This window comes from Cohnella candidum, from assembly GCF_003713065.1.
Taxonomy (GTDB): Bacteria; Bacillota; Bacilli; order Paenibacillales; family Paenibacillaceae; genus Cohnella; species Cohnella candidum.
The window spans coordinates 989494-1014301 of the sequence record NZ_CP033433.1 but is presented as its reverse complement, the minus strand read 5'-3'; the positions used below and the strand labels follow the sequence as shown (position 1 = coordinate 1014301).

General features: G+C 61.9%; 23 protein-coding genes. 1 reads left to right on the top strand and 22 read right to left on the bottom strand.

Annotation, left to right across the window (positions count from 1 at the left end; translation table 11 throughout):
* Positions 1-384 precede the first annotated feature (384 nt).
* From recG to EAV92_RS04630, 4 genes are all read right to left on the bottom strand, one after another.
* Positions 385-2436, bottom strand: coding sequence for an ATP-dependent DNA helicase RecG (recG, locus tag EAV92_RS04645; protein WP_123039975.1), 2052 nt, complete (start codon positions 2434-2436; stop codon positions 385-387).
* The gene (locus EAV92_RS04640) at positions 2433-3284 is read right to left on the bottom strand and encodes a DegV family protein (protein ID WP_123039974.1); all 852 of its coding nucleotides are present in this window, start codon (positions 3282-3284) and stop codon (positions 2433-2435) included. The genes recG and EAV92_RS04640 overlap by 4 nt, the downstream gene beginning before the upstream one ends.
* A 20-nt stretch (positions 3285-3304) precedes the next feature.
* Entirely contained in the window at positions 3305-5125 is a 1821-nt protein-coding gene (locus EAV92_RS04635) for a DAK2 domain-containing protein (protein WP_164472630.1), read from the bottom strand.
* A gap of 124 nt (positions 5126-5249) precedes the next feature.
* Positions 5250-5609 (bottom strand): Asp23/Gls24 family envelope stress response protein, encoded by a 360-nt coding sequence (locus EAV92_RS04630; RefSeq protein ID WP_123039972.1) that lies wholly within the window; start codon positions 5607-5609, stop codon positions 5250-5252.
* 237 nt (positions 5610-5846) lie between these two features.
* On the opposite strand from EAV92_RS04630, the gene rpmB reads away from it, so the two are divergent.
* Positions 5847-6035 carry a 50S ribosomal protein L28 gene (rpmB, locus tag EAV92_RS04625; RefSeq protein ID WP_123039971.1) on the top strand — a complete coding sequence of 63 codons (189 nt, stop codon included), beginning with the start codon at positions 5847-5849 and terminating at the stop codon, positions 6033-6035.
* A 235-nt stretch (positions 6036-6270) separates the two neighbouring features.
* On the opposite strand, the gene spoVM is transcribed toward rpmB, so the two are convergent.
* The 18 genes from spoVM to dapF all read right to left on the bottom strand — a co-directional run bounded on the left by spoVM (position 6271) and on the right by dapF (position 24796).
* Positions 6271-6351, bottom strand: coding sequence for a stage V sporulation protein SpoVM (gene spoVM / locus EAV92_RS04620; protein WP_123039970.1), 81 nt, complete (start codon positions 6349-6351; stop codon positions 6271-6273).
* Positions 6352-6482: 131 nt separating this feature from the next.
* Positions 6483-7130 (bottom strand): ribulose-phosphate 3-epimerase, encoded by a 648-nt coding sequence (gene rpe, locus EAV92_RS04615; protein ID WP_123039969.1) that lies wholly within the window; start codon positions 7128-7130, stop codon positions 6483-6485.
* Between the two features lies 1 nt (position 7131).
* A complete protein-coding gene (gene rsgA / locus EAV92_RS04610) occupies positions 7132-8037 on the bottom strand; it encodes a ribosome small subunit-dependent GTPase A (RefSeq protein WP_123039968.1) in 906 nt (301 codons plus the stop codon).
* Positions 8038-8074: 37 nt separating this feature from the next.
* Entirely contained in the window at positions 8075-10147 is a 2073-nt protein-coding gene (gene pknB / locus EAV92_RS04605; protein ID WP_123039967.1) for a Stk1 family PASTA domain-containing Ser/Thr kinase, read from the bottom strand.
* Positions 10144-10908 (bottom strand): Stp1/IreP family PP2C-type Ser/Thr phosphatase, encoded by a 765-nt coding sequence (locus tag EAV92_RS04600; RefSeq protein WP_338134395.1) that lies wholly within the window; start codon positions 10906-10908, stop codon positions 10144-10146. The genes pknB and EAV92_RS04600 overlap by 4 nt, the downstream gene beginning before the upstream one ends.
* 7 nt (positions 10909-10915) lie before the next feature.
* Entirely contained in the window at positions 10916-12001 is a 1086-nt protein-coding gene (gene rlmN, locus EAV92_RS04595) for a dual-specificity RNA methyltransferase RlmN (RefSeq protein WP_241158442.1), read from the bottom strand.
* A 59-nt stretch (positions 12002-12060) separates the two neighbouring features.
* Positions 12061-13557 (bottom strand): 16S rRNA (cytosine(967)-C(5))-methyltransferase RsmB, encoded by a 1497-nt coding sequence (gene rsmB, locus EAV92_RS04590; RefSeq protein WP_123039964.1) that lies wholly within the window; start codon positions 13555-13557, stop codon positions 12061-12063.
* A 167-nt stretch (positions 13558-13724) separates the two neighbouring features.
* On the bottom strand, positions 13725-14678 hold the full coding sequence (gene fmt, locus EAV92_RS04585) for a methionyl-tRNA formyltransferase (RefSeq protein ID WP_123039963.1): 954 nt from the start codon (positions 14676-14678) through the stop codon (positions 13725-13727).
* Between the two features lies 1 nt (position 14679).
* Positions 14680-15168, bottom strand: a complete 489-nt coding sequence (gene def, locus EAV92_RS04580) for a peptide deformylase (protein ID WP_123039962.1) — start codon at positions 15166-15168, stop codon at positions 14680-14682.
* Positions 15169-15184: 16 nt separating this feature from the next.
* Positions 15185-17674: a primosomal protein N' gene (priA, locus tag EAV92_RS04575; RefSeq protein ID WP_123039961.1), complete on the bottom strand. Its 2490-nt coding sequence runs from the start codon at positions 17672-17674 to the stop codon at positions 15185-15187.
* Positions 17671-18894, bottom strand: coding sequence for a bifunctional phosphopantothenoylcysteine decarboxylase/phosphopantothenate--cysteine ligase CoaBC (gene coaBC, locus EAV92_RS04570; protein ID WP_123039960.1), 1224 nt, complete (start codon positions 18892-18894; stop codon positions 17671-17673). The genes priA and coaBC overlap by 4 nt, the downstream gene beginning before the upstream one ends.
* Before the next feature lie 81 nt (positions 18895-18975).
* Complete coding sequence (rpoZ, locus tag EAV92_RS04565) at positions 18976-19176, bottom strand: DNA-directed RNA polymerase subunit omega (protein ID WP_123039959.1); 201 nt, start codon at positions 19174-19176, stop codon at positions 18976-18978.
* A 5-nt stretch (positions 19177-19181) separates the two neighbouring features.
* Positions 19182-19817: a guanylate kinase gene (gene gmk, locus EAV92_RS04560; protein ID WP_123039958.1), complete on the bottom strand. Its 636-nt coding sequence runs from the start codon at positions 19815-19817 to the stop codon at positions 19182-19184.
* Between the two features lie 13 nt (positions 19818-19830).
* Complete coding sequence (remA, locus tag EAV92_RS04555) at positions 19831-20091, bottom strand: extracellular matrix/biofilm regulator RemA (protein ID WP_027084220.1); 261 nt, start codon at positions 20089-20091, stop codon at positions 19831-19833.
* A 186-nt stretch (positions 20092-20277) separates the two neighbouring features.
* Positions 20278-22146 carry a bifunctional homocysteine S-methyltransferase/methylenetetrahydrofolate reductase gene (locus EAV92_RS04550; protein WP_123039957.1) on the bottom strand — a complete coding sequence of 623 codons (1869 nt, stop codon included), beginning with the start codon at positions 22144-22146 and terminating at the stop codon, positions 20278-20280.
* 120 nt (positions 22147-22266) lie between these two features.
* Positions 22267-23463 (bottom strand): MFS transporter, encoded by a 1197-nt coding sequence (locus EAV92_RS04545; protein WP_123039956.1) that lies wholly within the window; start codon positions 23461-23463, stop codon positions 22267-22269.
* Between the two features lie 68 nt (positions 23464-23531).
* Complete coding sequence (locus EAV92_RS04540; protein WP_123039955.1) at positions 23532-23813, bottom strand: ArsR/SmtB family transcription factor; 282 nt, start codon at positions 23811-23813, stop codon at positions 23532-23534.
* Positions 23814-23959: 146 nt separating this feature from the next.
* Entirely contained in the window at positions 23960-24796 is an 837-nt protein-coding gene (gene dapF, locus EAV92_RS04535) for a diaminopimelate epimerase (RefSeq protein ID WP_123039954.1), read from the bottom strand.
* Positions 24797-24808: the final 12 nt, after the last annotated feature.

Sequence of the window (24808 nt, the reverse complement as noted above, 5' to 3'; positions counted from 1 at the left end):
CCCGCCGAATTAGCGATAATGGGTATCACTAAATCGCTCCGAATCCGCTCACCCGCCGAATTAACGACACTGAGTATCACTAAATCGCTCCCGACCCGATCACCCGCCGAATTAACGACATTGGGTATCACTAAATAGCTCCGTATCCGCTCACCCGCCTAATTAACGACACTGGGAATCATTAAATGGCTCCGGATCCGCTTGTCCGCCGAATTAACGATACCGGGTATCACTAAATCGCTCCGGATCCGCTCACCCGCCGAATAACGCACCTGCGTTCCGCTATTTCGTGTCTAGCGTCTGCTTTGTGCGGAATAACGTACCTCCGTGTCGCTATTCTGCCTCCTACGCCGGCTTTTCGCCGAATAACGTACCTGCGTGCCGCTAGTCGAGCGGCTCCCCTTGCGGCCGGGCCTCGCGGAGCAGGTAATCGCGCAGCCGCGCGTAGCCAGGCGAGGTCCAGAAATCTTCCTTCGCCGTCAGCTCGGCCGCGTCGTCCCGCGCCTGCTCCAGCACGGCGAAGTCGTTGACCAGGTTCGCCAGGCGGAACTCCGGCATGCCGCTCTGCTTCGTGCCGAAGAAGTCGCCGGGCCCCCGCAGCTCCAAATCGCGCCTCGCAATCTCGAAGCCGTCGTCGGTGTCGGTCATCGCCTTCATGCGCTCCTGCCCGTTTTCCGACTTCGGGTCCGCGATCAGCACGCAATAGGACTGATGCTCCCCGCGCCCGACCCGGCCCCGCAGCTGGTGCAGCTGGGACAGGCCGAACCGCTCCGCGTCCATGACGATCATGAGCGTCGCGTTCGGCACGTCGACCCCGACCTCGATGACGGTCGTCGACACGAGCACGTGCGTCTCGCCCGCCGCGAACGTTCCCATCGCCGCTTCCTTCTCCGCCGGCGTCATCCGCCCGTGCAGCAGCCCGATCTTCAAATCCGGCAGCGCTTGGCGAAGCTGCGCGTGGAGATCGATGGCGTTTTGCACGTCCAGCTTCTCCGATTCCTCGATGAGCGGGCAGATGAAGAAAGCCTGCCGCCCCGCGTCCGCCTCCCGCCGAATAAAGCCGAGCACGCGGTCCATCATCTCGTGTTTGACCCAGTACGTCTTAATCGGCTTACGCCCTTTGGGCCTCTCCCGCAGCGTGGATACGTCCAAATCGCCGAAAACGGTGATCGCGAGCGTCCGCGGAATCGGCGTCGCCGTCATCGTGAGCACGTCGGGGTTCATCCCCTTCCGGCGCAGGATGCTGCGCTGGTTTACGCCGAAGCGGTGCTGCTCGTCCGTAACGACCAGTCCCAGCCGCCGGAAAAACACGTCCTCCTGGATCAAGGCGTGCGTGCCGACGATGATGTCGAGCAAGCCCATCTGCAGGGACGCGATGATATCCCGCCGTTTGCGTTCGGTCAAGCTGCCCGTCAGCAGCCCGACCTGGATGCCGTGCGGCTCGAACAGCTTGGCCAAAGAGCGGGCATGCTGCTCGGCCAAAATTTCCGTCGGCACCATGAGCGCGCCCTGGTTGCCGTCCCTCACGGTCGCGTACAAGGAGACGGCCGCGACGACCGTTTTGCCGGCGCCTACGTCGCCTTGCAGCAGCCGGTTCATCACGTAAGGGCGTTTCATATCCGCCAAAATCTCGTTGATGACCTGCTTCTGCGAATCCGTCAATTCGAAAGGCAGGCCCCCGACGAACGCGCGGATCTCTTCGTTGTTCACGCGGTGGGCCAAGCCGTCCGGCTGCTTGCGGTTGGCCGCGCGGTAGGCCTGGAGTTTCATCTGGAACAGGAACAGCTCCTCGTACACCATGCGGCGCCGCGCTTCCTGTCCCTCCTGCGAATTTTCGGGCCGATGGATCCGCATGACGGCTTCCCGCCGAGGCATCAAATCGTGTCGGGACACCAGCTCCGCCGGCAGAAGCTCGGGAATCATCGCCCCGTATTGGGTCAACGCGCGGTCGATCGTTTTGCGGATCCAAGCCTGCGTGATGCCGCCCCCGACCGAGTAAACCGGCTGCAGCGTCCCCGTCTTCGCGGTTCCCTTGTCCGGGAATTCCGATTCGGCTACGGTCAACTGCCGCCGGCGCTGCTCCCATTTGCCCGTCAGCGTGATCTCCCGGCCGATAGCCAACTGCTCCTGCAGAAACGCCCGGTTGAACCACACCGCGGACAGCAGCAGCCCCTCCACCGTCACCCTCACCGTCAGCCGCGATTTGCGGCCGTACCGCTGCAGGACGGGCGCCGACGCGATCGTTCCTTGCACGGTGATTTTTTCCCCGTCTTTCACCTCATGGAACGGCCGGATCCGGTAATCCTCGTAACGGAACGGATAATAGTCGATCAAGTCTCCCACCGATGAAATGCCCAAGGCGTGAAGCTCCCCCGCTTTCGAGGAGCCCACGCCTTGTAGCCGTTCCACGGGAATGGCGAATAAATCGTTCATCATGCCGGAGTTACGAACACGCCGACCGTTCCCGGCCCGGCGTGCGTGCCGATCACGGGTCCGATCTCGGTTTCCACGTAGTTGCTCACGTTAAACCGTTCCTTGAGGAGCGCGGCCATATCCTTCGCGTTTTCTTCGAATCCCGGCGTCAGCGCGATCATGAGGTTGACGGGGCGGTCCCCCAGATCCGCTTGCAGAAGCTCGGCGATCCGCGCCATCGCGCGTTTCTGCCCTCTCACCTTGTCGGCGGAATTGATGACGCCTTCGTCGTCGATCGTGAGAATCGGCTTGATGTTGAGCAACGATCCGACCAAGGCCGCCGCCTTGCCGATCCGGCCGCCTTTTTGCAGGAATTCCAGCGTGTCCACCAAGAAATAGAGGCGCATCTCCCGGCGGAGCCGATGGACTTCGGCGATGATTTCTTCCTTGGAAGCTCCCCGCGCCGCCAATTCGGCGGCGGCCACGACGATCATCCCGTAGCCGTAGGAGGCCGACTTGGAGTCGATCACCGTGATGTCCGCGTCGTCCTCGAACATCGATTTGGCGATCATCGCCGATTGATAAGTGCCGCTGAACGCGCCGGATAAGTGCACCGATACGACCGATTTTCCTTCGTCGGTCAACCGCTTGAACACGTCGAAAAAGTCGGCGGGCGACGGCTGCGAGGTGGTCGGCAATACCGGCGAGCCGGTCAGCTTCCGGTAGAACTCGGCCGGCTGGAGTTCAATGTTGTCCAAATAGCTCTCGCTGCCGAACATGACCTTGAGCGGAACCATGGAAATGCCGAGCCGTTCGCGCATCCCGCGGGGGATGTCGGCCGTGCTGTCCGTAACCAATGCGACCGATGACATGAGCTTGTCCTCCCGACTTCTTAAGGTTCTACCGCAAACAAGAACGGATACAACGGCTGTCCGCCCTCGTGCACTTCAACCTCGGCATCCGGATACCGGTCGCCGAGCCAAGCCGCGATCCGCTCCGCTTGGCCGTCGTCCGCGTCCTCGCCGGTCAGGATGGTCACGATTTCCCCGCCGGAAGCGAGCATCCGCTCCAGCAGCTGGCGTCCGGCGTCTTCGGCCGTAACCGCCGTCGTGACGATCGTTTTGTCCAAAATGCCGATGTATTGCCCGGCGCGGATGTCGAGTCCGTCCATTTGCGTATCGCGAACGGCTTGCGTCACCGATCCGGTCAGCACGCGTTCGTACGCTTTGGTCATGCGTTCGACGTTCGCGGCTTCCGGCTCGTCTTCCCGGAACGCGAGCATCGCCGCCATGCCTTGCGGGAGCGTGCGGGTCTGAAGCACCGTGACCGGACGGTCCGCGAGCTCGGCCGCCTGTTTGGCCGCGAGCAGGATGTTCGGGTTGTTGGGCAGCACGATGACCGTCTGGGCGGACAGCGAGTGAATGGCGCCGAGCAGGTCTTCCGTGCTCGGGTTCATGCTTTGTCCGCCGGAGATGACGACGTCCACGCCGAGGCTGCGGAACAATTCCGCGTTGCCGTCGCCGACGCTGACCGCGACGACGCCGTATTCCGCCATTTCGTAAACGTCCGGATTCGGTTCGCTTTCCGGGGAAGCGGTGACGCCCGCAAGGGTATAGTCCGCCGCCGGAATGCCGGAAGCCGCCTCGAGCCCGAGCGCTTCCGCGCCCTCAGCCGGCTTGACCGCCGCGGGTGCCGGCTGCGAAGGCGCCGCCTCCGCGGGACGCAGCAGGTCGCGGTGCTGTTCGCGCATGTTCAGAATATGCAAATGAGTCAATTCGCCGTGGGCCAACGCGAAATTCAGGACATCGCCCGGACGGCGGCTGTGCACGTGAACCTTCACGACGTCGCCGTCTTCAATGAGAATGATCGAGTCCCCGTCGCGTTCCAGCGCCTGGCGGAACGATTTCTCGGCGAAAGGCCCCGAGGCCGCCGGACGGTGAATGAAAAATTCCATGTCGTAGGGGAAGTCGATGCTTTCGGTCTCCAGCTTGGCCTGGGCCGAAGCGTTTCTAGCGGGCATGGCCGGGACAGCCTGGACGGGCCGTGGCGCAGGGGCGGCGTAAGCAGCGCCTGCCGCCGGCGTTTCCGTTGCCGGCACGCCCGTTATATAAGACAAGAAGCCTTCGTAAATGCAAACCAAGCCTTGGCCGCCGGAATCGACGACGCCGACCTGCTTCAGCACCGGCAGCATATCCGGCGTACGGTCCAGCGTCTCTGAAGCCTTGGCGAGCACTTCCTTCATGAACTCGGCCAAATCCGCCGTGCGCCGGGCCGACACGGCCGCTTGGCGCGCGGCTTCGCGGGCTACGGTCAGAATCGTGCCTTCGACCGGCTTGACGACCGCTTTGTAAGCGGTATCAACTCCTTGTTGCAAAGCAGTTGCGAACAAGGGCACGTTCATTTCACGTTCACCCGCCACGGCGCGGGAGAACCCCCTGAACAATTGCGAGAGAATGACGCCGGAGTTCCCTCGGGCGCCCATAAGAAGGCCTTTCGACAGCACTTCGGCTGCTCGTCCGACCTCGTCGGAAGGTTTATGGTTTAATTCGGCCACTCCGGCCGTCATTGTCAAATTCATGTTCGTTCCCGTGTCCCCGTCCGGTACCGGGAATACGTTCAGCGCGTTGATGCGGTTTTCGTTGGCGGACAATCTCTCCGCCCCGGCCAGTACCATGGCCGTCCATTCCATTCCGTTCATAGAACGCCTGCTCAAGCTGACAGTCTCCTTCCTGTTGTGCGTTCGGTCCCGCTGGTCCAATTCCCCGCGTCCGAACGAGCACGGTGCGGCCGATGAAGCGACGCGATCGTTCGCGTTCGGCCGTCACGGATGCATTCGGCTACTTGATGACGCGTACGCCTTGGACAAAGATGTTGACGAAATCGACTTTCAGCCCGACGACCTCTTCCAATACGTATTTCACTTTCGATTGGATGTTGTGGGCGACTTCGGATATTTTCGTGCCATAGCTGACGATGACGTACAAGTCCAAATGCATCAGCTCTCCCTCGCGCCGGACTTCGACGCCGCGGGACAGGTTTTCCCGTCCGAGAAGCTCCGCGATGCCGTCCTTCAGTCCTTTGCGGGAAGCCATGCCCACCAGTCCATAACAATCCATCGCCGCCGAACCGGCGATCACGGCGATCACTTGATCAGCTACGTCTATTTTTCCGTTTTCCGTCGCCAGTTGCATCGGCATGGAAATTCACTCCTTTATGCCTGTATTATGGACCATATCTTATTGTACTATAAAAAAACGGGAGTTTGAAGCCGTTTTCTCCTCGGTACGGCCGAAACCGACAAAACCCGAGGTTTTAGGCTTAATCCGGGATCCTTTGTCCGCGCTGCCCGCTTGATAATAAAGATTGCGTGGGCGCTTTACCGTGTGATATGATAATGTGGTGTTTGTAAGGCTTGGGTAGGGAGGTGGATTTTAATGTCTCGCAAATGTTTCGTCACGGGAAAGAAGCCGAGCTCCGGCAATCATGTCTCTCACGCCAACAACCATAACAAGCGCTCTTGGGGCGTCAATGTGCAAAAGGTGCGCATTCTGGTGAACGGCAAACCGAAACGCGTTTATGTCAGCACCAAGGCCCTGAAGTCCGGTCTTGTGACTCGTGTATAAGGTTGATTCCCATCGAACGATTTGTCAAAAGGGCTCTGCCGCTAGGATCCGGTAAACGGATCCGAACCGGTGAGCCCTTTTTGGTTACCGTAAGAGGATCCGCATCACACGTATCCTTACCGTATGTCCTCGATAAAAACGGCATCCTCCGTCCGGTCGGGCGGCGAAGCCGTTTTCGCGTGGCCGTTTATTTCGACGTCTCGCCGGCATCACCCGCTGTCCGGAACCGGGGGCGTCAATTTTTCTGGAACGTGTTCAGAAGCGCTTTGACGAAGCCGCCCAGAAATTTCGGCAGCTTGATGGTATAAAACTTCATTCTCCCATCCCTCCTCCGGCTTTTCCGGCTGTTAATCCAATGTATGCGGCACGGATTTTGTCCTAACACACCTGAACCGGGAAAGTTCGGGCAAAAAAAAACAGACGGCCCGTCAGGGCCGTCTGCTTCGTTTATCCTCTTAAGGAAGCGATCGCCGAACGGCGGTCGGAGCTTCCGAATACATAACTGCCCGCCACGAGCACGTTCGCTCCCGCCTCTACCACGAGGGGGGCAGTTTGATCGGTAATGCCTCCGTCCACCTGGATGTCGACGTCCGGCCTGCCAAGCGCGTTCAGCTTCCCGCGCAGCTCGCGGATTTTCGGCAGCATGCCGGAAATGAACGACTGTCCTCCGAAGCCGGGATTCACCGTCATGATCAGAATCAGGTCCACGTCGCCCAGCACGTAATCCAGTACCGAGAGCGGCGTATGCGGGTTCAGCGCGACCCCGGCCGGCAATCCCAATTCACGGATTTGGTGCACCGTTCGATGGAGGTGCGTGCAAGCTTCGGCATGCACCGTCAGCCTGTCGGCGCCGGCATCCATCATCGCGGGGAAAAGCGTCTCCGGCTTCTCCGTCATCAGATGGACGTCGAAGGTCAGCCGGGTAGCCGGCCGGACCGATTGGATCACGGGCGCTCCGAACGACAGATTGGGCACGAAATGGTTGTCCATGACGTCGATGTGGATCCAATCGGCTCCGGACGCGTCCGCGCTGCGGATTTCTTCACCCAGCTTCGCGAAGTCCGCGGCCAGGATGGATGGAGCTATTTTCAACATGTCAGTACCTCCGAGGTTTCTCTTTCCACTCCGCCATGAATGCCTTGTAATTCTCGTAGCGGCTTTCCGCCGCTTCTCCCCGTTCGACCGCCTGTTGGACGGCGCACCCCGGCTCGTGGATGTGGGTGCAGCCGCGGAATTTGCAGCCGCCGGACAGTTCCCGGAATTCGCGGAAGTTGGAACCGATCTCTTCCACGCCCAGCTCCGCGAAATCCAGCTGGCTGAAGCCCGGCGTATCGGCGACGAGCCCGCCGCCGCTTAGCGGAACCAATTCGACGTGGCGCGTCGTATGCTTGCCCCGGCCGAGCTTCTCGCTGATTTCGTTCGTCTGGAGCTCAAGACCCGGCACGAGCGCGTTCAGCAGCGAGGACTTGCCGACTCCCGATTGGCCGGCGAACACGGCGATATGTCCGGACAGGCGGCTCTCCAGCTCGGCGATGCCGAGACCGGCCTTCGCGCTGGTCACCAGCACCTCGTAGCCGATGGAGCGGTAGAGGTCCCGCGCGTTTTCCATCGTTCTGCGGGCCTCGTCGCCTTCCGGCCCTTCCGGAATGCGGTCCGCTTTGGTCCAGACCAGCACCGAATCGAGACCGGCGTGCTCGATATGGACGAGAAACTTGTCGAGCAGCGGGAGGTTCAGGTCCGGATGGACGACCGAGAATACGAGCACCGCCAGGTCCGCGTTCGCCACCGGCGGGCGGACGAGCTCGGTGCGGCGCGGCTTGATTTCGTCGACCGTGCCTTCCCCGTTCTCCGTTTCGCTGTAGAGGACCCGGTCGCCCACGAGAGGCGATTCCCCGCGCTTTTTGAAAATCCCCCTTGCCCGGCATTGCACGGGCTCTCCGCCTTGATCGCCGAGCACGTAATAATATCCGCTGAGCGCCTTCATGATCGTGCCTTCCGGCATCAGCCCACGGCTCCTTCTCTTCCGTTAAGTCTCAGGGTCATTGCCCGTTTCCTTGATCGCCGTCTTGTCCGTTCTGGCCTCCATCGGCCGGCGGATTGTCCGGACTCGGATTCGGACTCGTCGTGGCCTCGGTGCCGCCGGCCGGCTGGTCGGCGTACGGCACCGGCGTGCTGTCGATGACCGTGCCGTCGCGGGACACCGTGATCTGTCCGTCCTTGCCGGGGGCCAGCACGAGCGTAACCGGGAACGTCGTCATCCGTTTGATTTTGTGCGTTCCTTCCACCTTGTTGTCGCCCGTCGCGTCCGAATAGATGATTTGGATCGTGCTTTCCTGGCCTTCCTGGGCCGGGGACACCGTCACGTTCCAAGTGACCGTCTTCGCTTCCGGCGGATAACCGGAGCTCACCCACAACGTCACTTCCGTGCCCGGGGGAACCATCTCGTTCTGTTCGGCAGGGAATTGTTTGAACACTTTCCCTTTTTCCGCCGTATAGCTGGCTTCCAGAATCACTTTGTCGTCCTTGAGCTTCAAGTCGCTCTTCTCCAGTGCGGCACGGGCTTCGTTCTCCGTTTTGCCGATCAGGTTCGGCATGGCGATCTCTTCTTTGCCCTTGCTCACCGTCAAGGTGATCTTCGCGGTTTCGGGGTCGACGAGCTCGTCCGGCTTCGGATCCTGGTCCAGCACCGTTCCGGGCTCGCTGTCGTCATACTGCTCCTTCGGCTCGATGTTGTCCGGATTGATCCCGAGGGCGCCGAGGGCGGTTTGCGCTTCCTGCAGCTTTTTGCCCGTGACGTCCGGCATCGCCGGCAGATCGGGGCCTTTGCTGACGGTCAGCGTGATGAGCGAGCCTTCCTTGACTTTAATATCCTTCTTGGATTGTTTAATGACATGACCCTCCGGCACGTCTTTGCTGGCTTCTTCGATGACCGGATCCTCGACCTTGAGCCCAGCCTTCTCCAGCGTATCGACCGCCGCTTGCTCCTCCATGCCTTCGACGACCGGAACGAGCACGTCTTTGGGCGTCAGCTCGCCTTTCAGCGCTACGACGGCCCAGATGAGCACGCCGATCAGGACGGCCGCCAGCACGCCGAGCACGGTCGGCATCACCCAGCGGCGTTTCGGCTTGTCTTCGAGTCCCCGGGAATCCCAGCGCTCTTCCGGCGCGGCGCTTTTGGCGGCCGGCGCTTCGAGCGTGTTCCTCATGTCCGGGCGGATCGCCGGAATGACGCGGGTCTTGTCCGATTCGAGGTCGTCGTCGCTGCCGAAACGGACCGGCGGTTCGTTCACCCGCTGCGGCTGCAGGCACGTTTCCAGGTCGCTGAGCATCTGCTGCGCGGACGCATAGCGCTCCTGCGGATTTTTGCGCATGGCGCGGAGAATGACGTTTTCCACGCTTTGCGGAATGTGCGGGTTCACTTTGCGCGGCTGCTCGAACGGCTCCTGCAAATGCTTGAGCGCCACGCTGATCGGGCTTTCTCCCAGGAAAGGAAGGCGTCCCGTCAGCATCTGGTACAGCACGATGCCGAGGGAGTAAATGTCCGACTTCTCGCCCGTCGCGACGCCTTTGGCGTGCTCCGGCGAGAAGTAGTGAACCGAACCGACGACCGAGCCGGTCTGCGTGATGGTGGAAGAGGTGACGGCCCGGGCGATGCCGAAGTCCGTCACTTTCACCCTTCCGTTGTTGCCGATCAATATGTTATGAGGCTTGATGTCGCGATGGATGATTTGGTTCATGTGGGCATGGTCCAACGCGTCGCAGATTTGGGAAGCGATCTTGACCGCTTCTTCGGTCTGGAGCGGCGCCCGCTCGCGGATGATTTCGTTCAAATTCGCCCCGTCGACGAATTCCATGACGATATAATGCGTATCCTCTTCCTGTCCGACGTCGTAAATGCTGACGATGTTCGGATGCGACAGGGACGCAGCGGCCTGCGCCTCGCGCCGGAAACGGCGGATGAAATCCTCGTCGTGCATGAATTGCTGACGCAGCACCTTCACGGCCACATAGCGGTTGAGCAGGTTGTCCCGGGCTTTGTATACGAGCGCCATGCCTCCGCCGCCTACTCGGGCCAGCAGCTCGTAACGGTTTCCTAGCGTTTGTCCGATCATGCTGTCTCCCCTCCCGCGGCGATGGCTTCGTCGTCCTCCACGAGAACGACGGTGACGTTATCGTCCCCGCCCGCGTCCAAAGCCATTTCGACGAGCCGGTCCGCCACCTCATCCAACGTCGCGCCGGGTTGGCCCAGCGTGGCCTTCAGCATTTGCTCCTCGACCAATCCGCTGAGCCCGTCGCTGCAAAGCAGCAGCCGGTCGCCCCGCTTCCAATCGATCGCCCGGACGTCCGGCTTGACGTCCCGTTCGGTGCCGACGGAGCGGGTCACGGCATGGCGCAGCGGGTGCCGCGCGGCTTCCTCCGGACTTAATTGGCCGGCTTTGGACAGCTCGTTGATGACCGTGTGGTCGTCGGTGAGCAGTTCGAGTCCGCCGCCGCGCAGACGGTAAATCCGGCTGTCCCCGACATGGCCGATCCAGCCGCCGTGCTTGTTCAGCACCGCGGCCACGACGGTCGTGCCCATGTTGTGGTATTGCTCGTTCAAAGACGCCGTTTCGTGCACGACCTTGTTCGCCTTGCGGATCATCTCCTGCAGCCGCACGATGCCTTCGTCCTGCGTCCACTCCGGATCCCAGTATTGCAGCGAATCCGCCAGGCAGCCGACGGCCAGTTCGCTCGCCACGTCCCCCGCGCGATGTCCGCCCATTCCGTCCGCGACGATGACGCCCGTCCATCCGTGCGCCAGCGTTCCGCTCCAGGCCCTGTCTTCATTCACCTGCCGCACTTTGCCGACATGCGTTCTCCAAGCCGTCCTCAAAATCGGATCACCCCGTCGTCTTCTCCATCTTTTCCGTTTTCTCCATATGCTTCGCCCGGAGCTGGCCGCAAGCGGCCGCGATGTCGTGCCCCTGCTCCCGGCGGATCGTCGCGTTGACGTTCTTGCTCACCAAGATGCGCTGGAACTCGAAAATGTCATCCCGCGGCGTTCTCACGTAATCCCGTTCCGGCACGTAGTTGACCGGAATCAAGTTGACGTGGCACAGCATGCCTTGCAGGACGTTCGCCAGCTCTTCCGCGTGCTCGGGACGGTCGTTTACCCCGCCGATGAGCGCGTATTCGAATGTGACCCTGCGGCCCGTCTTGTCGATATAGTAGCGGATGGCGTCCATCACTTCCTGGAACGGATAGCGGCGGTTGACCGGCATCAGCTTCGAGCGCAGCGCGTCGTTCGGCGCGTGGATCGATATCGCCAGGTTGATCTGGGTGTTCTCGTCCGCGAATTTGTACATGCTCGGCACGATGCCGCTCGTGGACACCGTGATGTGGCGCGCCCCGATGTTCAGCCCTTTGGGGTGGATCATCGTCCGCAGGAACTTCATCGTCGCGTCGTAATTCTCGAAAGGTTCGCCCGACCCCATGATCACGATGCTGGAAACGCGCTCGTTATCTTGGTCGAGCAGTTTCTGGCATTGCACGACCTGGGCGACGATCTCGCTCGGCGTCAGGTTCCGCTTCAGCCCGCCGAGCGTGGAAGCGCAGAAGGTGCAGCCGATCCGGCAGCCCACCTGCGTCGTCACGCACACGCTGTTCCCGTAGTTATGGCGCATGAGCACCGTTTCGATCGCGTGGTTATCGTGCAGGCCGAACAGGTATTTGACCGTGCCGTCCTTGGATTCGAACTTCGCGAGCTCCGTCAGCGTCACGAAGCCGAAGCTTTCCTCCAGCTTCATGCGGAAGGGCTTCGGCAGGTTGCTCATTTCCTCGAACGAACCGGCCCGCTTGACGTACAGCCAATCGTAAATTTGGCCGGCGCGGAAGGCGGGTTCTCCCTGCTCCTTCGTCCACTCCTGCAGTTCTTCCAGCGAAAAATCGTAAATAAAAGGTTTATCTAAAGTTACTTCTGTCTTCAAAACCGTCACCACCATTCGATCTATTTTACCATAAAGGGCTTCAGCCCCGAAAGATAACGCTAGCGCCTGCGCATTCTCGCGATAAAGAAACCGTCGCTGCCGAAATGGTGAGGCAGCAGCTGAACCCGCCCTTCGAAAGGCTCGGGCAAAATCCCCTTTTCCAGGAGAGGGGCAAGCACTTCCGCGGGCCAAGCCGGGTCGCCCTCGAATTCGGGATGGGCCGCCAAAAAGTTCCGGACCGTCTGCTCGTTTTCCTCCGGCGCGATCGTGCAGGTGCTGTAGACGAGGACGCCGCCGGGTTTGACGAGCTCGGCGGCCTTCTCGAGCAAGCGCCGCTGAAGGTCGGCCAGTCCGGCGATGTCTTCCGCCGACTTGTTCCATTTGATCTCCGGCTTGCGGCGAATGACGCCGAGCCCGGAGCAGGGAGCGTCGAGCAGAACGACGTCGAACGATTGCGCGGGATACCGCTTGTCCAGCTCCAGCGCATCCGATGTGGCCGTTTCGATGATCGAGAGGCCCAGCCGTTCTTTCTGCCGGTCGATCAGCGCCCTTTTATGCTCGTGGACGTCATTGGCGACGACCGTGCCGCGGTTGCCCATGATTTCCGCCAAATGCGTGGATTTGCCTCCCGGCGCGGCGCAGCAGTCGAGCACGGACATGCCGGGCTTCGGATCGGCGACCGCGGCCACGAGCATGGAGCTTTCGTCCTGCACCGTATAGCGGCCGTCCCGGTACCAGGGCATGTCGGCCAGGTTTCCCGCCTTCTCCGCGAGAATGGCGTCCGGCGTGAGCGGCGAAGGCCGGACGAACAAGCCGGCATGCGCCATTTCGTCCAGCATCGCCCGGCGGTCCGTGCTGAGCCGGTTCACGCGCACGGACGCATGGGGAGGTTCGTTGCCCGCCCGGCAGATGGCTTCCGCCGTCTCTTCGCCGTAGGCGGCGATCCATCGTTCCACGAGCCAGCGCGGATGGCTTTGCGCGAGGGAGATCCGTTCGGCCGCCGGCAAATCCGCCGGAATGGCCGGTTCGGTCCCTTCGCGAAGCAAGCCGCGCAGGACGCCGTTGACCAGACCGGCGATCCCCGCGTGCCCGCGTTTCTTGGCGATGCGCACCGCTTCGTCGACGGCGGCATGGGCGGGAATGCGGTCCAGCCATTGCAGTTGGTAGTAACTGAGGCGAAGCAAGCACCGCACCCACGGCTCCACTTTGCGGGGCCAGCCCTTGACGCGCGAGGCGAGTACGTAGTCGATCGTGTTGAGCCTCTGGATCGTCCCGTATACAAGCTCGGTCGCCAAAGCGGCGTCCGCCCGCGACAGTTCGGCCGCCGTCAGTTGCCCGTGCAGCGCGAGGCCGCTGTAGGCACCCTGCTCTTCCACCCGGCACAGCACCTCGAGCGCCAACTCCCGCGGACCGGAAGGCGCGCGCCGGGATTTAGGGGCCGCCGCCGTCGGCCGGCCTTGAGGCGGTTTGCCTTTCGCCTGTTTGGCATTCGCGGATTTCCCATTCCTGGTCTTCCCATTCGCGGGCTTCGCTCCCGGGGATTGTCGTTCCGCCATCTGTCGTACTCCTCTCGCCTATTGCCGAACCGCATGGTTCCAGTATTTCCACAAACGTTTATCTGCATTGTCCGTTACAGTCGAATCCGTGATTCCCGTCCTCTGAGGTACGCGTGCAACCCGGAAAAAGTTTCAGTGAAACGCTCCAACAAAAAACGGCGCCCGGATTACCCGAGCACCGTGCCGGGGGCAAGCCGCGCGCCTTTGGCGAATTCCGCCGCCGGCAGCGCTTTTTTGCCCGCCGGCTGCACTTCCGTCAGCACGACGCTGCCGTCGCCCGTGCGGACCCGGATGCCGAACGCACCCGTCTCGAGCACGGAGCCCGGCACGAGGCCTTCCCATTCCGGACGCATCATTTTGTCCGATCCCTGGGGGATGCGGCAGCCCCATACCTTGAACACTTCGCCGTTCCAGTAAGTGAATCCGCCGGCCATCGGGTTCAGCCCCCGCACCCGGTCGAACACTTCGCGGGCGGTGCCCGTCCAGACGATCATTTCGTCCTGGCGGGTCAAGTTCGGTGCGTACGTCGCTTCCGCGTCTTCCTGCGGAACTCTGGGCGCCGTGCCCTCCGCGATTCGCGGAAGCCACTCCCGCAGCAGCTCCGACCCGGCTTCACTCAGCTTGCCGAACATGGTGCCGGCCGTATCCTCGTCGGTAATCGGCACTTCAACGCGCGCGATCATATCGCCAGTGTCCAAGCCTTCCGCCATGTACATCAGCGTGACGCCCGTCACCTTCTCGCCGTTGATCACGCTGCGTTGAATGGGCGCACCGCCGCGGTACTTCGGCAGCAGTGACCCATGTACGTTAATGCAGCCCAGCCGGGGCATGTCCAACACGGCGCGGGGCAAAATCTGCCCGTATGCGGCGGTCACGATCAGGTCGGGCCGGAAAGCCGCGACCTGCTCCACCGCTTCCGGCGTCCGAAGGCGCTCCGGCTGCAGGACGGGCAAGCCGCGCTCCAGCGCGAACGATTTGACCGGCGGAGGCGTCAGCTCGCGCTTGCGGCCCTTCGGCCGGTCCGGCTGCGTCACGACGCCGACCACCTCGTATCCTTGCTCCAACAGCATCCGCAAAGAAGGGACGGCGAAATCCGGCGTCCCCATGAATAAGATGCGCATGTTATTCGCCGCCCTGTTCCGGAGCCAGCTTGCGGGTTTCGTACACGGACTCCGCCAAATCGACGAACAAGACTCCATTCAGATGGTCCAGCTCGTGCTGGAACGCTCTGGCCAGCAGGTCCGTCCCTTCGTATTGGACCGGATTACCGTGCCGATCCTGAGCCTTGATCACGACCTTCTGGGCCCGCTTCACGTCGCCCTGCAGGCCGGGAATGCTGAGGCAGCCCTCGGGACCGAACTGCTCGCCTTCCATGCTCACGATCTCCGGATTGACCAGCTCGAGCAATCCGTGCTCCTCGTCCGCGTCCACGACGAAAACCCGTTTCAATATGCCCACCTGAGGCGCGGCGAGGCCGACGCCGTCCGCGTCATACATCGTGTCCGCCATGTCGTCCAGCAGCTTGTGGAGGTTGGCGTTGAATTTGGTGACTTCCTGAGCCCGCTCCCTCAGCACGGAATCGGGATGTTTCACGATCAGCCGAATGGCCATTATCATCAGTCCTTTATCAAAGCATCATCTGCGGATCCACGTCGACGCCGATCTGCACGCCGCTGCGTTTCGCGTTGTCGCCCATCTCCTGCAGCACCCGCGCAGTCATGGCGCTGGCGTCGATCTCTCCCCGATATTTTACCATACATTGAAAACGGTAGCGATCCTTTAGCCGAGGAATGGGCGAAGGAACCGGACCGAGCACGTCCATGCCGGGGCGGTCTCCCGGCTGCGCGGCGGAGCCTAACCCCATGGATGCCGCCCGCTCCCGCATCAACCTCGCGAACATCTCGCCCGTGGAGAGCAGCATCGGTACCGATTCGTGCGTGAACGTCACGGAGATCAACCGGCCGTAGGGCGGATAGCCCAGGAGCCGGCGCGTATGCAGCTCTTGCCGCACGAAGCCTTTGTAATCGTGCCCTTGCACGGACGCCACCGAAAAATGCTCGGGGTCGTACGTCTGGATGACGACCTCCCCCGGCAGTTCATGCCTTCCCGCCCGGCCGGCGACCTGCGTGAGCAATTGGAACGTTCGCTCGGCGGCACGAAAATCCGGCAGGCGCAGCGCGGCGTCCGCCGCGAGCACCCCGACCAGCGTCACGCGCGGGAAATCGAGGCCTTTGGCCACCATTTGCGTCCCGAGCAGCACGTCGGCCTTCCGTTCGCGGAACATCGTCAGCCATTTTTCGTGCGAGCCTTTCTCGGTCGTCGTGTCCACGTCCATCCGGATGACCCGGATGCCGGGGAACGTCTCCGCGAGCGCCTCTTCGACCTTCTGCGTGCCGGTCCCGAAAAAGCGGATGTGCTTGCTCTGGCAGGAAGGGCACGTCTCGGGCTCCGCTTCCGCATACCCGCAGTAATGGCAGCGGAGATTGCGCGAGCCCCGGTGGTACGTCAGCGCGATGTCGCAGTGCGGACACGAGCACGTGTACCCGCACGAGCGGCACATGACGAACGTCGAGTAGCCGCGCCGGTTGAGCAGCAGCACCGCCTGCTCCTCCCGGCGGAGCCGCTCCTCCAGCGCCTGCTTGAGCGCGCCGCTGAACATCGCCCGGTTGCCGAGCCTCAGCTCCTCGCGCATGTCCACGATCCGGACGGCCGGCAACGGCCGATCTCCGACCCGCTCCGGCAATGCGACATAAGTGATGTCTCCCGCGTACCCTTCGCCGTCCGCCGCCGCGGCATAGCTTTCAAGCGACGGGGTCGCCGAGCCGAACACGACGGCGGCGCCGCTCAGCCGCGCCCGTTCCGCGGCCACGTCGCGGGCATGGTATTTCGGGCTTTCTTCCTGTTTGTAGGAAGTTTCGTGTTCCTCGTCGATGACGATCAAGCCGATCTTCGCGAAGGGAGCGAAAACCGCGGAACGGGCGCCGACCGCCACTTGGGCGCGGCCCTCCCGGATTTTGCGCCATTCGTCGTACCGCTCGCCCTGGGACAGCCGGCTGTGGAGCACGGCGACTCTCGCGCCGAACCGGCTTTTGAACCGGTCCACCATCTGGGGCGTGAGCGCGATTTCCGGCACGAGCACGATCGCTTCGCGCCCTTGCGACAGGCACATCTGGATCGCCTGCAAATAGATTTCCGTTTTGCCGCTTCCCGTGACGCCGTGCAGGAGGAAAACCCGATGCTCCCGCGAAGCCAGCGAGGACGCGATCGGATCCAACGCCGCCTGTTGGGCGGGCGTCAGCGCGAGCGGAGAAGAAGCCGCGAACTCACGGCCCTGATAGGGGTCGCGGTCTTCCGTTACCTGGCGAATCTCGACGGATCCCCGGTCGGCGAGCGCCCGAATGACCTGCGCGCTGACGTCCGTCGCTTCCGCCAACGCGGCCAGGGCGATGGGCTCCGGATGCTCCGCCAAGTACGCGAGCACGTCCCGCTGCTTCCGTGCCCTTGCGGGAAACTCCCGCAAGAGCTCGTCCAGCTTATCCGAGTCGGGCGGATACACGACCGGCACGGTCTTGACCGACAGCCGGTCCTCCACTTTCTGCAATTCCGTGAGGCGACCTTCCTTCAACCAACGCTTCAGCAGCGGTCCGCGATCGGGAAACTGCTGCAGCAGCGAGGACCACTTGACCGCGGAGCCGCGGCGGAACGCCTGCCACACGGCGGCTTCCGATTCATCCGCGTCAGGCGGGACTTCCGCCCCTTCCGCCGGGGCGATGTATTTCTCGGTCCGGCCCTTCAAGGCTGCGGGCAGCATCGCCTGCAAAGCCACGACGAGCGGGCACACCCACCGCCGGCTCATCCAGACGCCGAGCTCGACCAGCTCCGGCGTTAACGGCGGCAAAGCGTCAAGCACGTCGGTCAGAGACTTCAGCCGGCTGCGGTCGACTTCCGCTTCCGGCGCGAAGCCGACGACGAAGCCCTGCAAAGTTCGGCCGCCGAATGGAACGGCGACGCGGCTGCCGATCTCGGTCCAGGCGGCGAGCCGCTCCGGCACCTCATAATCAAAAGGCCGATCCGTCTCGCGGGTCGGCACGTCTACGATCACTCTGGCAATGATCATGCGCGGTTCATCCGTTCCGCGGCCAGCTGCCAAATCCGTTCCGCGACTTGGCGTTTGGCCGACAGAGGAATGCTTTCCACGAGTCCTTCCGGCCCGAACACCGAAGCGATGTTCGTATCGGTCCCGAATCCGGCGCCCGGCTGGGAGACGTCGTTGGCGACGATCAGGTCGCACTTTTTGCGCGCGAGCTTGTCCGTCGCGTATTTCTCCAAGTCGCCGGTCTCGGCGGCGAATCCGATCGTGAACGGCGCGCGCTCGCCGGGATGCGCCTCTTTCCACTCGCCGATCGCCTGAAGGATGTCCGGATTGCGGACCAGCTCCAGCGTCAGCGTCTCTCCGCTTTTTTTGATTTTCGCGTCATGCCGCACCGCCGGCCGGTAATCCGCAACGGCCGCGGCTTTCACCACCGCGTCCACCGCTCCGAGTCTCCGCAGGACGGCTTCGTGCATGTCGGCGGCGGACTGCACGCGTACGACTTCCACGCCACCCGGCGGCTTCTCGTCCGTCTTCGCGCAGATGAGCGTGACCTCCGCGCCGTAGTCGCGGGCCGCTTCCGCCAACGCGAAGCCCATTTTGCCGGACGAATCGTTCGTGATGTAACGCACCGGATCGATCCGCTCCACCGTTCCCCCGGCGGTGACGAGCACCTTGCGTCCGGCGAGCGGACGCGGTCCCGTCAGCCAGGCGGCCGCGGCTTCGGCGATTTCCTCCGGTTCGGCCAGCCGGCCTTTGCCGACGTAGCCGCAGGCGAGCTGCCCCGTCCCCGGTTCGACGAAGCGCACGCCTCTTGCCGCCAGTTTGTTCACGTTCTCGATCACGGCGGGATGCTCCCACATATGTACGTTCATCGCCGGCGCCACGATGATCGGGGCCGTCGCGGCGAGCAGCGTCGTGGTCAGCATGTCGTCGGCGATGCCGTTCGCCATTTTCCCGATGACGTTGGCCGTCGCCGGCGCCACGATGACAAGATCCGCCGCGTCCGCCCAATCGATGTGCTGCACGACGGCGGCATCCCGTTCGTCGAACACGTCCGTCGCGACGGGATGGCGGGACAGCGTCTGCAGCGTGAGCGGCGTAATGAATCGCGTCGCCCCTTCCGTCATGATGACGCGGACCGACGCTCCCCACGATACGAGCCGGCTGCACAGCGTCGCGGCTTTATAGGCGGCGATGCCGCCCGAGATGCCGAGCACGATCGTTTTGCCCGTTAGCGGCTTCACGGTTTACTCCTCCCATGCGTTCCAGACTAGAAAAAAAACAACCGCTGGGGTTGTCTTTCCTCGGGCGATGGCGCCCTGCCTTTATTTATTCAGGTGCTCGACGAGCACGTAATCGTGATAGATCTCTTCGAGCGCGACTCCGACCACCTTGTGGGATTTGGGAGCCATCATCTCGGACTGCTTGCCGTCCCTCAGGCCGCGTGCCCGTTTGGACGCCGCCACGACCAGCGTGTATTTGCTGTCGACCTTGCGGACCAATTCGTCAATCGATGGATACAACATGCGTTTCACCTCTCCGTTCCATTTTGCGCGGGGGTCAATTCCTGCAATTCGCGGAACAGCTCGTGCAGGAATCTCTCGCGTTTGCAATGCTCCGCGGTAATGATCGAAGCGATCCGGCTGCAGGCCGAATCGATCTGATCGTTCACGACGGCGTAATCGTAATGATACAGCAAGTTCATCTCTTCCACCGCCACGGAAAGCCGGTGGTCGATCGTCGCTTGCGTCTCGGTGCCCCGGCCGACGATCCGCTGCTTCAGCTCGTTCAAAGACGGCGGCAGCAGGAAAACGAACACGCCTTCCGGGAACTTCTCCTTCACCTTCAGCGCGCCTTGCACTTCGATTTCGAGGATGATGTCCTTGCCTTCCGCCAGCGTCTTCTCGACGAACTCGCGGGGCGTACCGTAATAATTGCCCACGTATTCGGCATATTCCAGCAAAGCGTCCGTGGCGATCATATGCTGGAAATGCTCACGCGTTTTGAAAAAATAATTGACGCCGTCTCGTTCGCCTTCGCGGGGCGACCGGGTCGTCGCGGAAACCGAATAGATCAGTTCGGGATGCCGCCGCCTCAGCTCGGTGCACACCGTGCCTTTGCCGACGCCGGACGGTCCGGATAATACGATCAGTAAACCTTTGTTCATGGATATCCCCGATTCATTCGTCATGTTCGTCGTCTTTGGTGGATAACCGGTGAGCCACCGTCTCCGGCTGAACAGCGGACAAGATCACGTGGTCGCTGTCGGTAATGATCACGGCACGCGTGCGGCGGCCGTAAGTCGCATCGATCAGCATATGCCGGTCCCGGGCTTCCTGGATGATCCGTTTGATCGGCGCGGATTCCGGGCTTACGATCGAAATGATCCGGTTCGCCGAGACGATGTTGCCGAAACCGATATTGATGAGCTTGATTGCCATGCAGCGTTTCCCTCCGGTCTGTCCTCGTCAGCAGCTTCCCGGGGCAGCGCGTAACTACGCTCCCATTGTTGCCGAAAGCGGCTCCCCGCATACTGCGGATTGGATGTCATTTCCACATCCTACTGATTTATTGCTTTATTGTACTTCAAATCACTAGGACGGACAAGAGGACGGACAAGTCCGCGATTACCCCCGCAGGGACACGGCGGCTCCCTTGCGCACGACGTATTCCGTCAATGCGGCGGTCATGTCATAGAAGAGAAACGGCGTGATCAAATAGATGCCGTTGAAGTGCGGCATGGCGGCATCGAGCAGCTCCTGCGCGATCGCGACGCCTTCCGCCCGGCCGGCCGGACCTTCCAGACCGTTCATTCGGGCCCTGACCTCGTCGGACAGCTGAATGCCCGGCACCTCGTTGTGCAGGTATTCCGCGTTGCGCCCGCTCGCCAGCGGCATGATGCCGAGGAAGATCGGCACGCCCAGATGGCGCGTCGATTCCGCGATCCGCTCGATCAGCGCCGGGTCGTACACCGGCTGCGTCATGATGTAGTCGGCTCCGGAAGCCACCTTGCGCTCCAGGCGTTGGACCGCTTTGTCGAGGTGCTTCACGTTCGGATTAAACGCGGCGCCGACGATGAACTTGGCTTTCTGCTTGAGCGGCTTGCCGGAAAACGCGACCCCTTCGTTGAGCTGCTTGATCATCCGGATGATCTCGAAGGAGGTCAGGTCGTACACGGAGCTCGAACCCGGCAAATCCCCGAACTTCGCCGGATCGCCCGTGACCGCGAGCACGTGGTCGATGCCGAGCGCGTCGAACCCCATCATGTGCGACTGGGTTCCGATCAGGTTCCGGTCCCGGCAAGCAATATGGGCGAGCGGGCGGATGCCGATCCGCTCCTTCACGAGCGCGCCGAGCGCCATGTTGCTCATCCGGGTGACGGCCAGCGAGTTGTCGGCCATCGTGACCGCATCGGCTCCGGCATCCTTCAGCGCCTTGGCGCCTTGCATAAAGCGCGCGATATCGAGGTCGCGCGGCGGGTCCAGCTCCACGATGACCGTATGGCGCCGGGACACAAGCTCGACGAGGCTCGGCTCGCCGACGTCCGTGAAGCCGCCCGATGCCGGCGTTTCCGACACCGCGATCCGGGAAGGCGACGTCTCCGGCCGGACCGGGCGTTCCGCCGCGGGCACGTAACCGTTCAGCGCCTGGGCGATCGCCGCGATATGCTCCGGCGTCGTGCCGCAGCAACCGCCGATCAGGCGCGAGCCGAGATCGGCGAACCGGATCGCCGATTGCGCGAAATATTCCGGCGTCGCCTTGTAGACGACCTTGCCGTCCACGAGGTCCGCGATGCCGGCGTTCGGAAACACGCTCAGGGGAGCGCCGAGATCCGCGGGAATCGTCTCCATCGCGCGGAGAATCGCGTTCGGTCCGCTGCGGCAGTTAAAGCCGATCACGTCCGCGCCCTCCGCCTTGAGCCGCCGGAACGCTTCGCCCAGCGGCACGCCGTCGTGCGTGCGGGCTGCGTCTTCCACCGCGAATTGGCAGATGACCGGAAGGTCGCTGCGTGCGCGGATCAAGCTTAGCGCCAGCGAAAGTTCCTCCAGGTCGAAGAAAGTTTCGAGCAGCAGACCGTCGGGTTTCGCCGCGAGCAGCGCCCCGATCTGTTCCTCGAAATCCCGCTTCATGCCGGCCGTGCGGGCGTTTTTGCGGCCGCCGGCGCGGATCGCTCCCATGGCGCCGACGACATAGGCCTTGTCCCCCGCGGCTTCGCGCGCGATGGCGACGCCGGCAGCGTTGATCTCTTCCGTTTTCTTCTCTAATCCGTATTTAGACAGTTTCCCGTGCTGGGCGGAAAACGTGTTGGTCTCGATCACGACCGCGCCTGCGTCGACATACCGCCTATGCACGTCGCCGATAATGCCCGGTTTGAGCAGGTTGAACTCTTCGTACGATACCCCGACCGGAAAACCGAGCTCGTACAAGTACGTCCCCATCGCCCCGTCGCCGACGAGCGGTTTCTGTTGAAGCGCCGTGCGCAAATCCGGTTTCATCCAGCTCCCCATCCAATCCATCCATAAAGTACTTATTAATGTAGCATAATTTGGCCGCCGGTAAAATGGAAAAACCCGACCAAGAGCGATCGGGTTCATCCGTTTTCCTTAACGGCGCGGTCATGCTTCCGCCTTCCGTATCCCCTTCTCGCGGACGGCGGCACGGGAACGGATCCTCGCCACGCCCAGCGAAACGGCTGCCGTCGCGGCCGCGACGATGACGGCCGTCGCTCCCATCCAACTGACGGAAGAGAGCGAGACCCGCTCCACGACGACGCCGCCGATTCCGGCTCCTGCGGCCATCGCGAATTGCAGGACGGAGGTGTTCAAGCTGAGCATGATGCCGGAGGCTTCCGGAGAGAGCGACATGAGATAAAATTGCTGGGTGGGACCGGACGACCAGGCGGAGAAAGCCCAGAGGATCAATACCGGGAAAACGACCGCCGGCGAATGCGCGCCCGCCGTCAGTAAAACGAGCGCGAGGGCGTGCAGCAGCATCCCGCCGACCAGCGTCCGGGGAACACCCCATTTGTCCGTTCCGTAGCCGCCGAGTTTGGAACCGATCAAGCTGGCCAGCCCGAACGCGAAAAGCGCGATGCTGACCTCTCTCTCGTCCATCCCGGTGATTTTGAGCAAAAACGGAGAAATGTAAGTGTAAGCGACCGAATAGCCGAAAATCCAGAAAAAGGTGATCGACAGGGCGATGGCGATTTTCCGGTCGCGGAGCAAGAGCAGCTGCCGGCGCAAGGGAACCGGCTCTTCCCCTTCCGATATCGGGATCGTAACGTAGACGAGAACCATCGCCAGAATCCCGAGCGCGCCGATTCCCGCGAATATCGTTTTCCATTCCAGCGCGGCGGCGACCACCCTTCCGAGCGGAACCCCGATGATCAGAGCGGTGCTGAAACCCATGACCAGGGTAGCGATGGCGCTCCCTTGCTTGCCCGGCTGCGCCAGCTTGGCGGCGACCGTAAGCGCGACGACGACGAACAGCCCCGTGCTGAGAGCCAGAATCACGCGCGATGCCATCAGCGCAATGAAACCCGGAGCCGAGACGGCGAGCGCATTGCCGATCACGAACGCTCCGAGCGCGGATAAGAGCACTTTCCGGCGTTCCATCCGGGCGGTCATCGCCATCAGGATCGGCGTTCCGAACGCGTAAGCGACCGAAAATACGGTGATCAGCTGGCCAGCTGCGGCGAGCGATACGCCGACGTCTTCCGAGATCATATCCAAAATGCCCGCGATGATAAACTCCGACGTTCCCACCAAGAAGCTGACGGCAGCCAACATGAAAATTTTCCAAGTGTTCGTCATGGATCAAAGCTCCCTTCCCCAACGCATTATTTTATATTTCTAAAAATATAGAAATAACAGCAAAAAAATTACTCCAGCAAATAAGGCGCGTATTTTTGCGCCACTTCGCGATTGACGCTGTAGTAGATGAAAGTTCCGTCTTTCCGGAGATTCAAGAGGCCGGAATCCGTCAGTTGCTTCAGGTGGTGGGACAGCGTGGAGCCGGCCACCGATTCCAGCTTGCCGCCGATATCGGAGCAGCACATATTCTTCTCCTCGATCAGGAGCAGGGCGATTTTGAGGCGCGTCGGTTCGCCGAGCGCTTTGTATACTTTAACGGCTTGTCGGAGTTCTTCGTTGTCGCTGGCCATGGATCGTTCACCTTCGCCGATTGGATTGATATTTCTAAAATCATCGAAATAAAAATAACATAACTTCCCTGGAAAGTAAACCCTCATTCCCCGGGTTGGGCGCAAAAAAAGCCGGGTTGCCCCGGCTTTCCTTCGATTCAACACCGTTATGCTTGCACCGAGCCTTCGAACGAGATGGCGGCCGGTCCGGTCATGTAGACGCGGTTGTCGGCTTCTTTCCATTCGATCAGCAAGTCGCCGCCGGCGAGCGAGATCGTGGCTTTGCGGTCCGTCAGCCCGTTCAGCACGGACGAGACGAGCGTCGCGCATGCTCCGGTTCCGCAGGCGAGCGTCGGGCCCGCGCCGCGTTCCCACACGCGCATGTCGACTTGCGAGCGGGAGTTTACCGTGGCGAATTCCACGTTGATTTTGCGCGGGAACAGCGGATGCTTCTCGAGCTGCGGTCCCCATTTCGCCAAATCGAAGCCGGCCGCGTCGTCCACGTAGATGACGCAGTGCGGATTGCCCATCGACACCGCGGTAAATTTGAATGCCCGGCCGTCCACCTCGACCGAATGGCCCAGCACCGGATTGGCGTCGATGGTCGTGGGCACGTCCAGCCCGTTGAGGATCGGCGCGCCCATGTCCACGGTCACCCGTTCGACCTTGCCCTCCGAGACTTCCAGAACGAGCGGCTGTACGCCGGCGCCCAGCGTTTCGATCGTGAGCTCCGTTTTGGACGTCAGCCCCTTATCATAGACGTATTTGGCCACGCAGCGGATGGCATTGCCGCACTGCTCGGCTTCCGAGCCGTCCGAATTGATGATGCGCATGCGGAAATCGGCCCGCTCAGAGGGCAGGATGTAGACGAGTCCGTCCGCCCCGATGCCGAAAAACCGGTTGCACAAACGAATCGCCAAATCGCTCGCGCCGGCCGGCAGCTCCTTCTCGCCGTAAACGACGACGAAGTCGTTGCCGAGCCCGTTCATTTTCGTGAATTGCATATGATCCTCTCC

Bases quoted from the DNA above. Each gene is read 5' to 3' on its own strand.
- rsmB (WP_123039964.1), bottom strand. From the start codon at position 13,557: ATGGCGGAACGACAATCCCCGGGAGCGAAGCCCGCGAATGGGAAGACC.
- pknB (WP_123039967.1), bottom strand. From the start codon at position 10,147: ATGATCGGACAAACGCTAGGAAACCGTTACGAGCTGCTGGCCCGAGTA.
- remA (WP_027084220.1), bottom strand. From the start codon at position 20,091: ATGGCAATCAAGCTCATCAATATCGGTTTCGGCAACATCGTCTCGGCG.
- dapF (WP_123039954.1), bottom strand. From the start codon at position 24,796: ATGCAATTCACGAAAATGAACGGGCTCGGCAACGACTTCGTCGTCGTT.
- rpmB (WP_123039971.1), top strand. From the start codon at position 5,847: ATGTCTCGCAAATGTTTCGTCACGGGAAAGAAGCCGAGCTCCGGCAAT.
- fmt (WP_123039963.1), bottom strand. From the start codon at position 14,678: ATGCGCATCTTATTCATGGGGACGCCGGATTTCGCCGTCCCTTCTTTG.
- EAV92_RS04630 (WP_123039972.1), bottom strand. From the start codon at position 5,609: ATGCCGATGCAACTGGCGACGGAAAACGGAAAAATAGACGTAGCTGAT.
- EAV92_RS04550 (WP_123039957.1), bottom strand. From the start codon at position 22,146: ATGAAACCGGATTTGCGCACGGCGCTTCAACAGAAACCGCTCGTCGGC.
- EAV92_RS04545 (WP_123039956.1), bottom strand. From the start codon at position 23,463: ATGACGAACACTTGGAAAATTTTCATGTTGGCTGCCGTCAGCTTCTTG.
- rpoZ (WP_123039959.1), bottom strand. From the start codon at position 19,176: ATGTTGTATCCATCGATTGACGAATTGGTCCGCAAGGTCGACAGCAAA.
- gmk (WP_123039958.1), bottom strand. From the start codon at position 19,817: ATGAACAAAGGTTTACTGATCGTATTATCCGGACCGTCCGGCGTCGGC.
- rsgA (WP_123039968.1), bottom strand. From the start codon at position 8,037: ATGCCGGAAGGCACGATCATGAAGGCGCTCAGCGGATATTATTACGTG.
- rpe (WP_123039969.1), bottom strand. From the start codon at position 7,130: ATGTTGAAAATAGCTCCATCCATCCTGGCCGCGGACTTCGCGAAGCTG.
- EAV92_RS04540 (WP_123039955.1), bottom strand. From the start codon at position 23,813: ATGGCCAGCGACAACGAAGAACTCCGACAAGCCGTTAAAGTATACAAA.
- priA (WP_123039961.1), bottom strand. From the start codon at position 17,674: ATGATCATTGCCAGAGTGATCGTAGACGTGCCGACCCGCGAGACGGAT.
- EAV92_RS04640 (WP_123039974.1), bottom strand. From the start codon at position 3,284: ATGTCATCGGTCGCATTGGTTACGGACAGCACGGCCGACATCCCCCGC.
- spoVM (WP_123039970.1), bottom strand. From the start codon at position 6,351: ATGAAGTTTTATACCATCAAGCTGCCGAAATTTCTGGGCGGCTTCGTC.
- recG (WP_123039975.1), bottom strand. From the start codon at position 2,436: ATGATGAACGATTTATTCGCCATTCCCGTGGAACGGCTACAAGGCGTG.
- def (WP_123039962.1), bottom strand. From the start codon at position 15,168: ATGGCCATTCGGCTGATCGTGAAACATCCCGATTCCGTGCTGAGGGAG.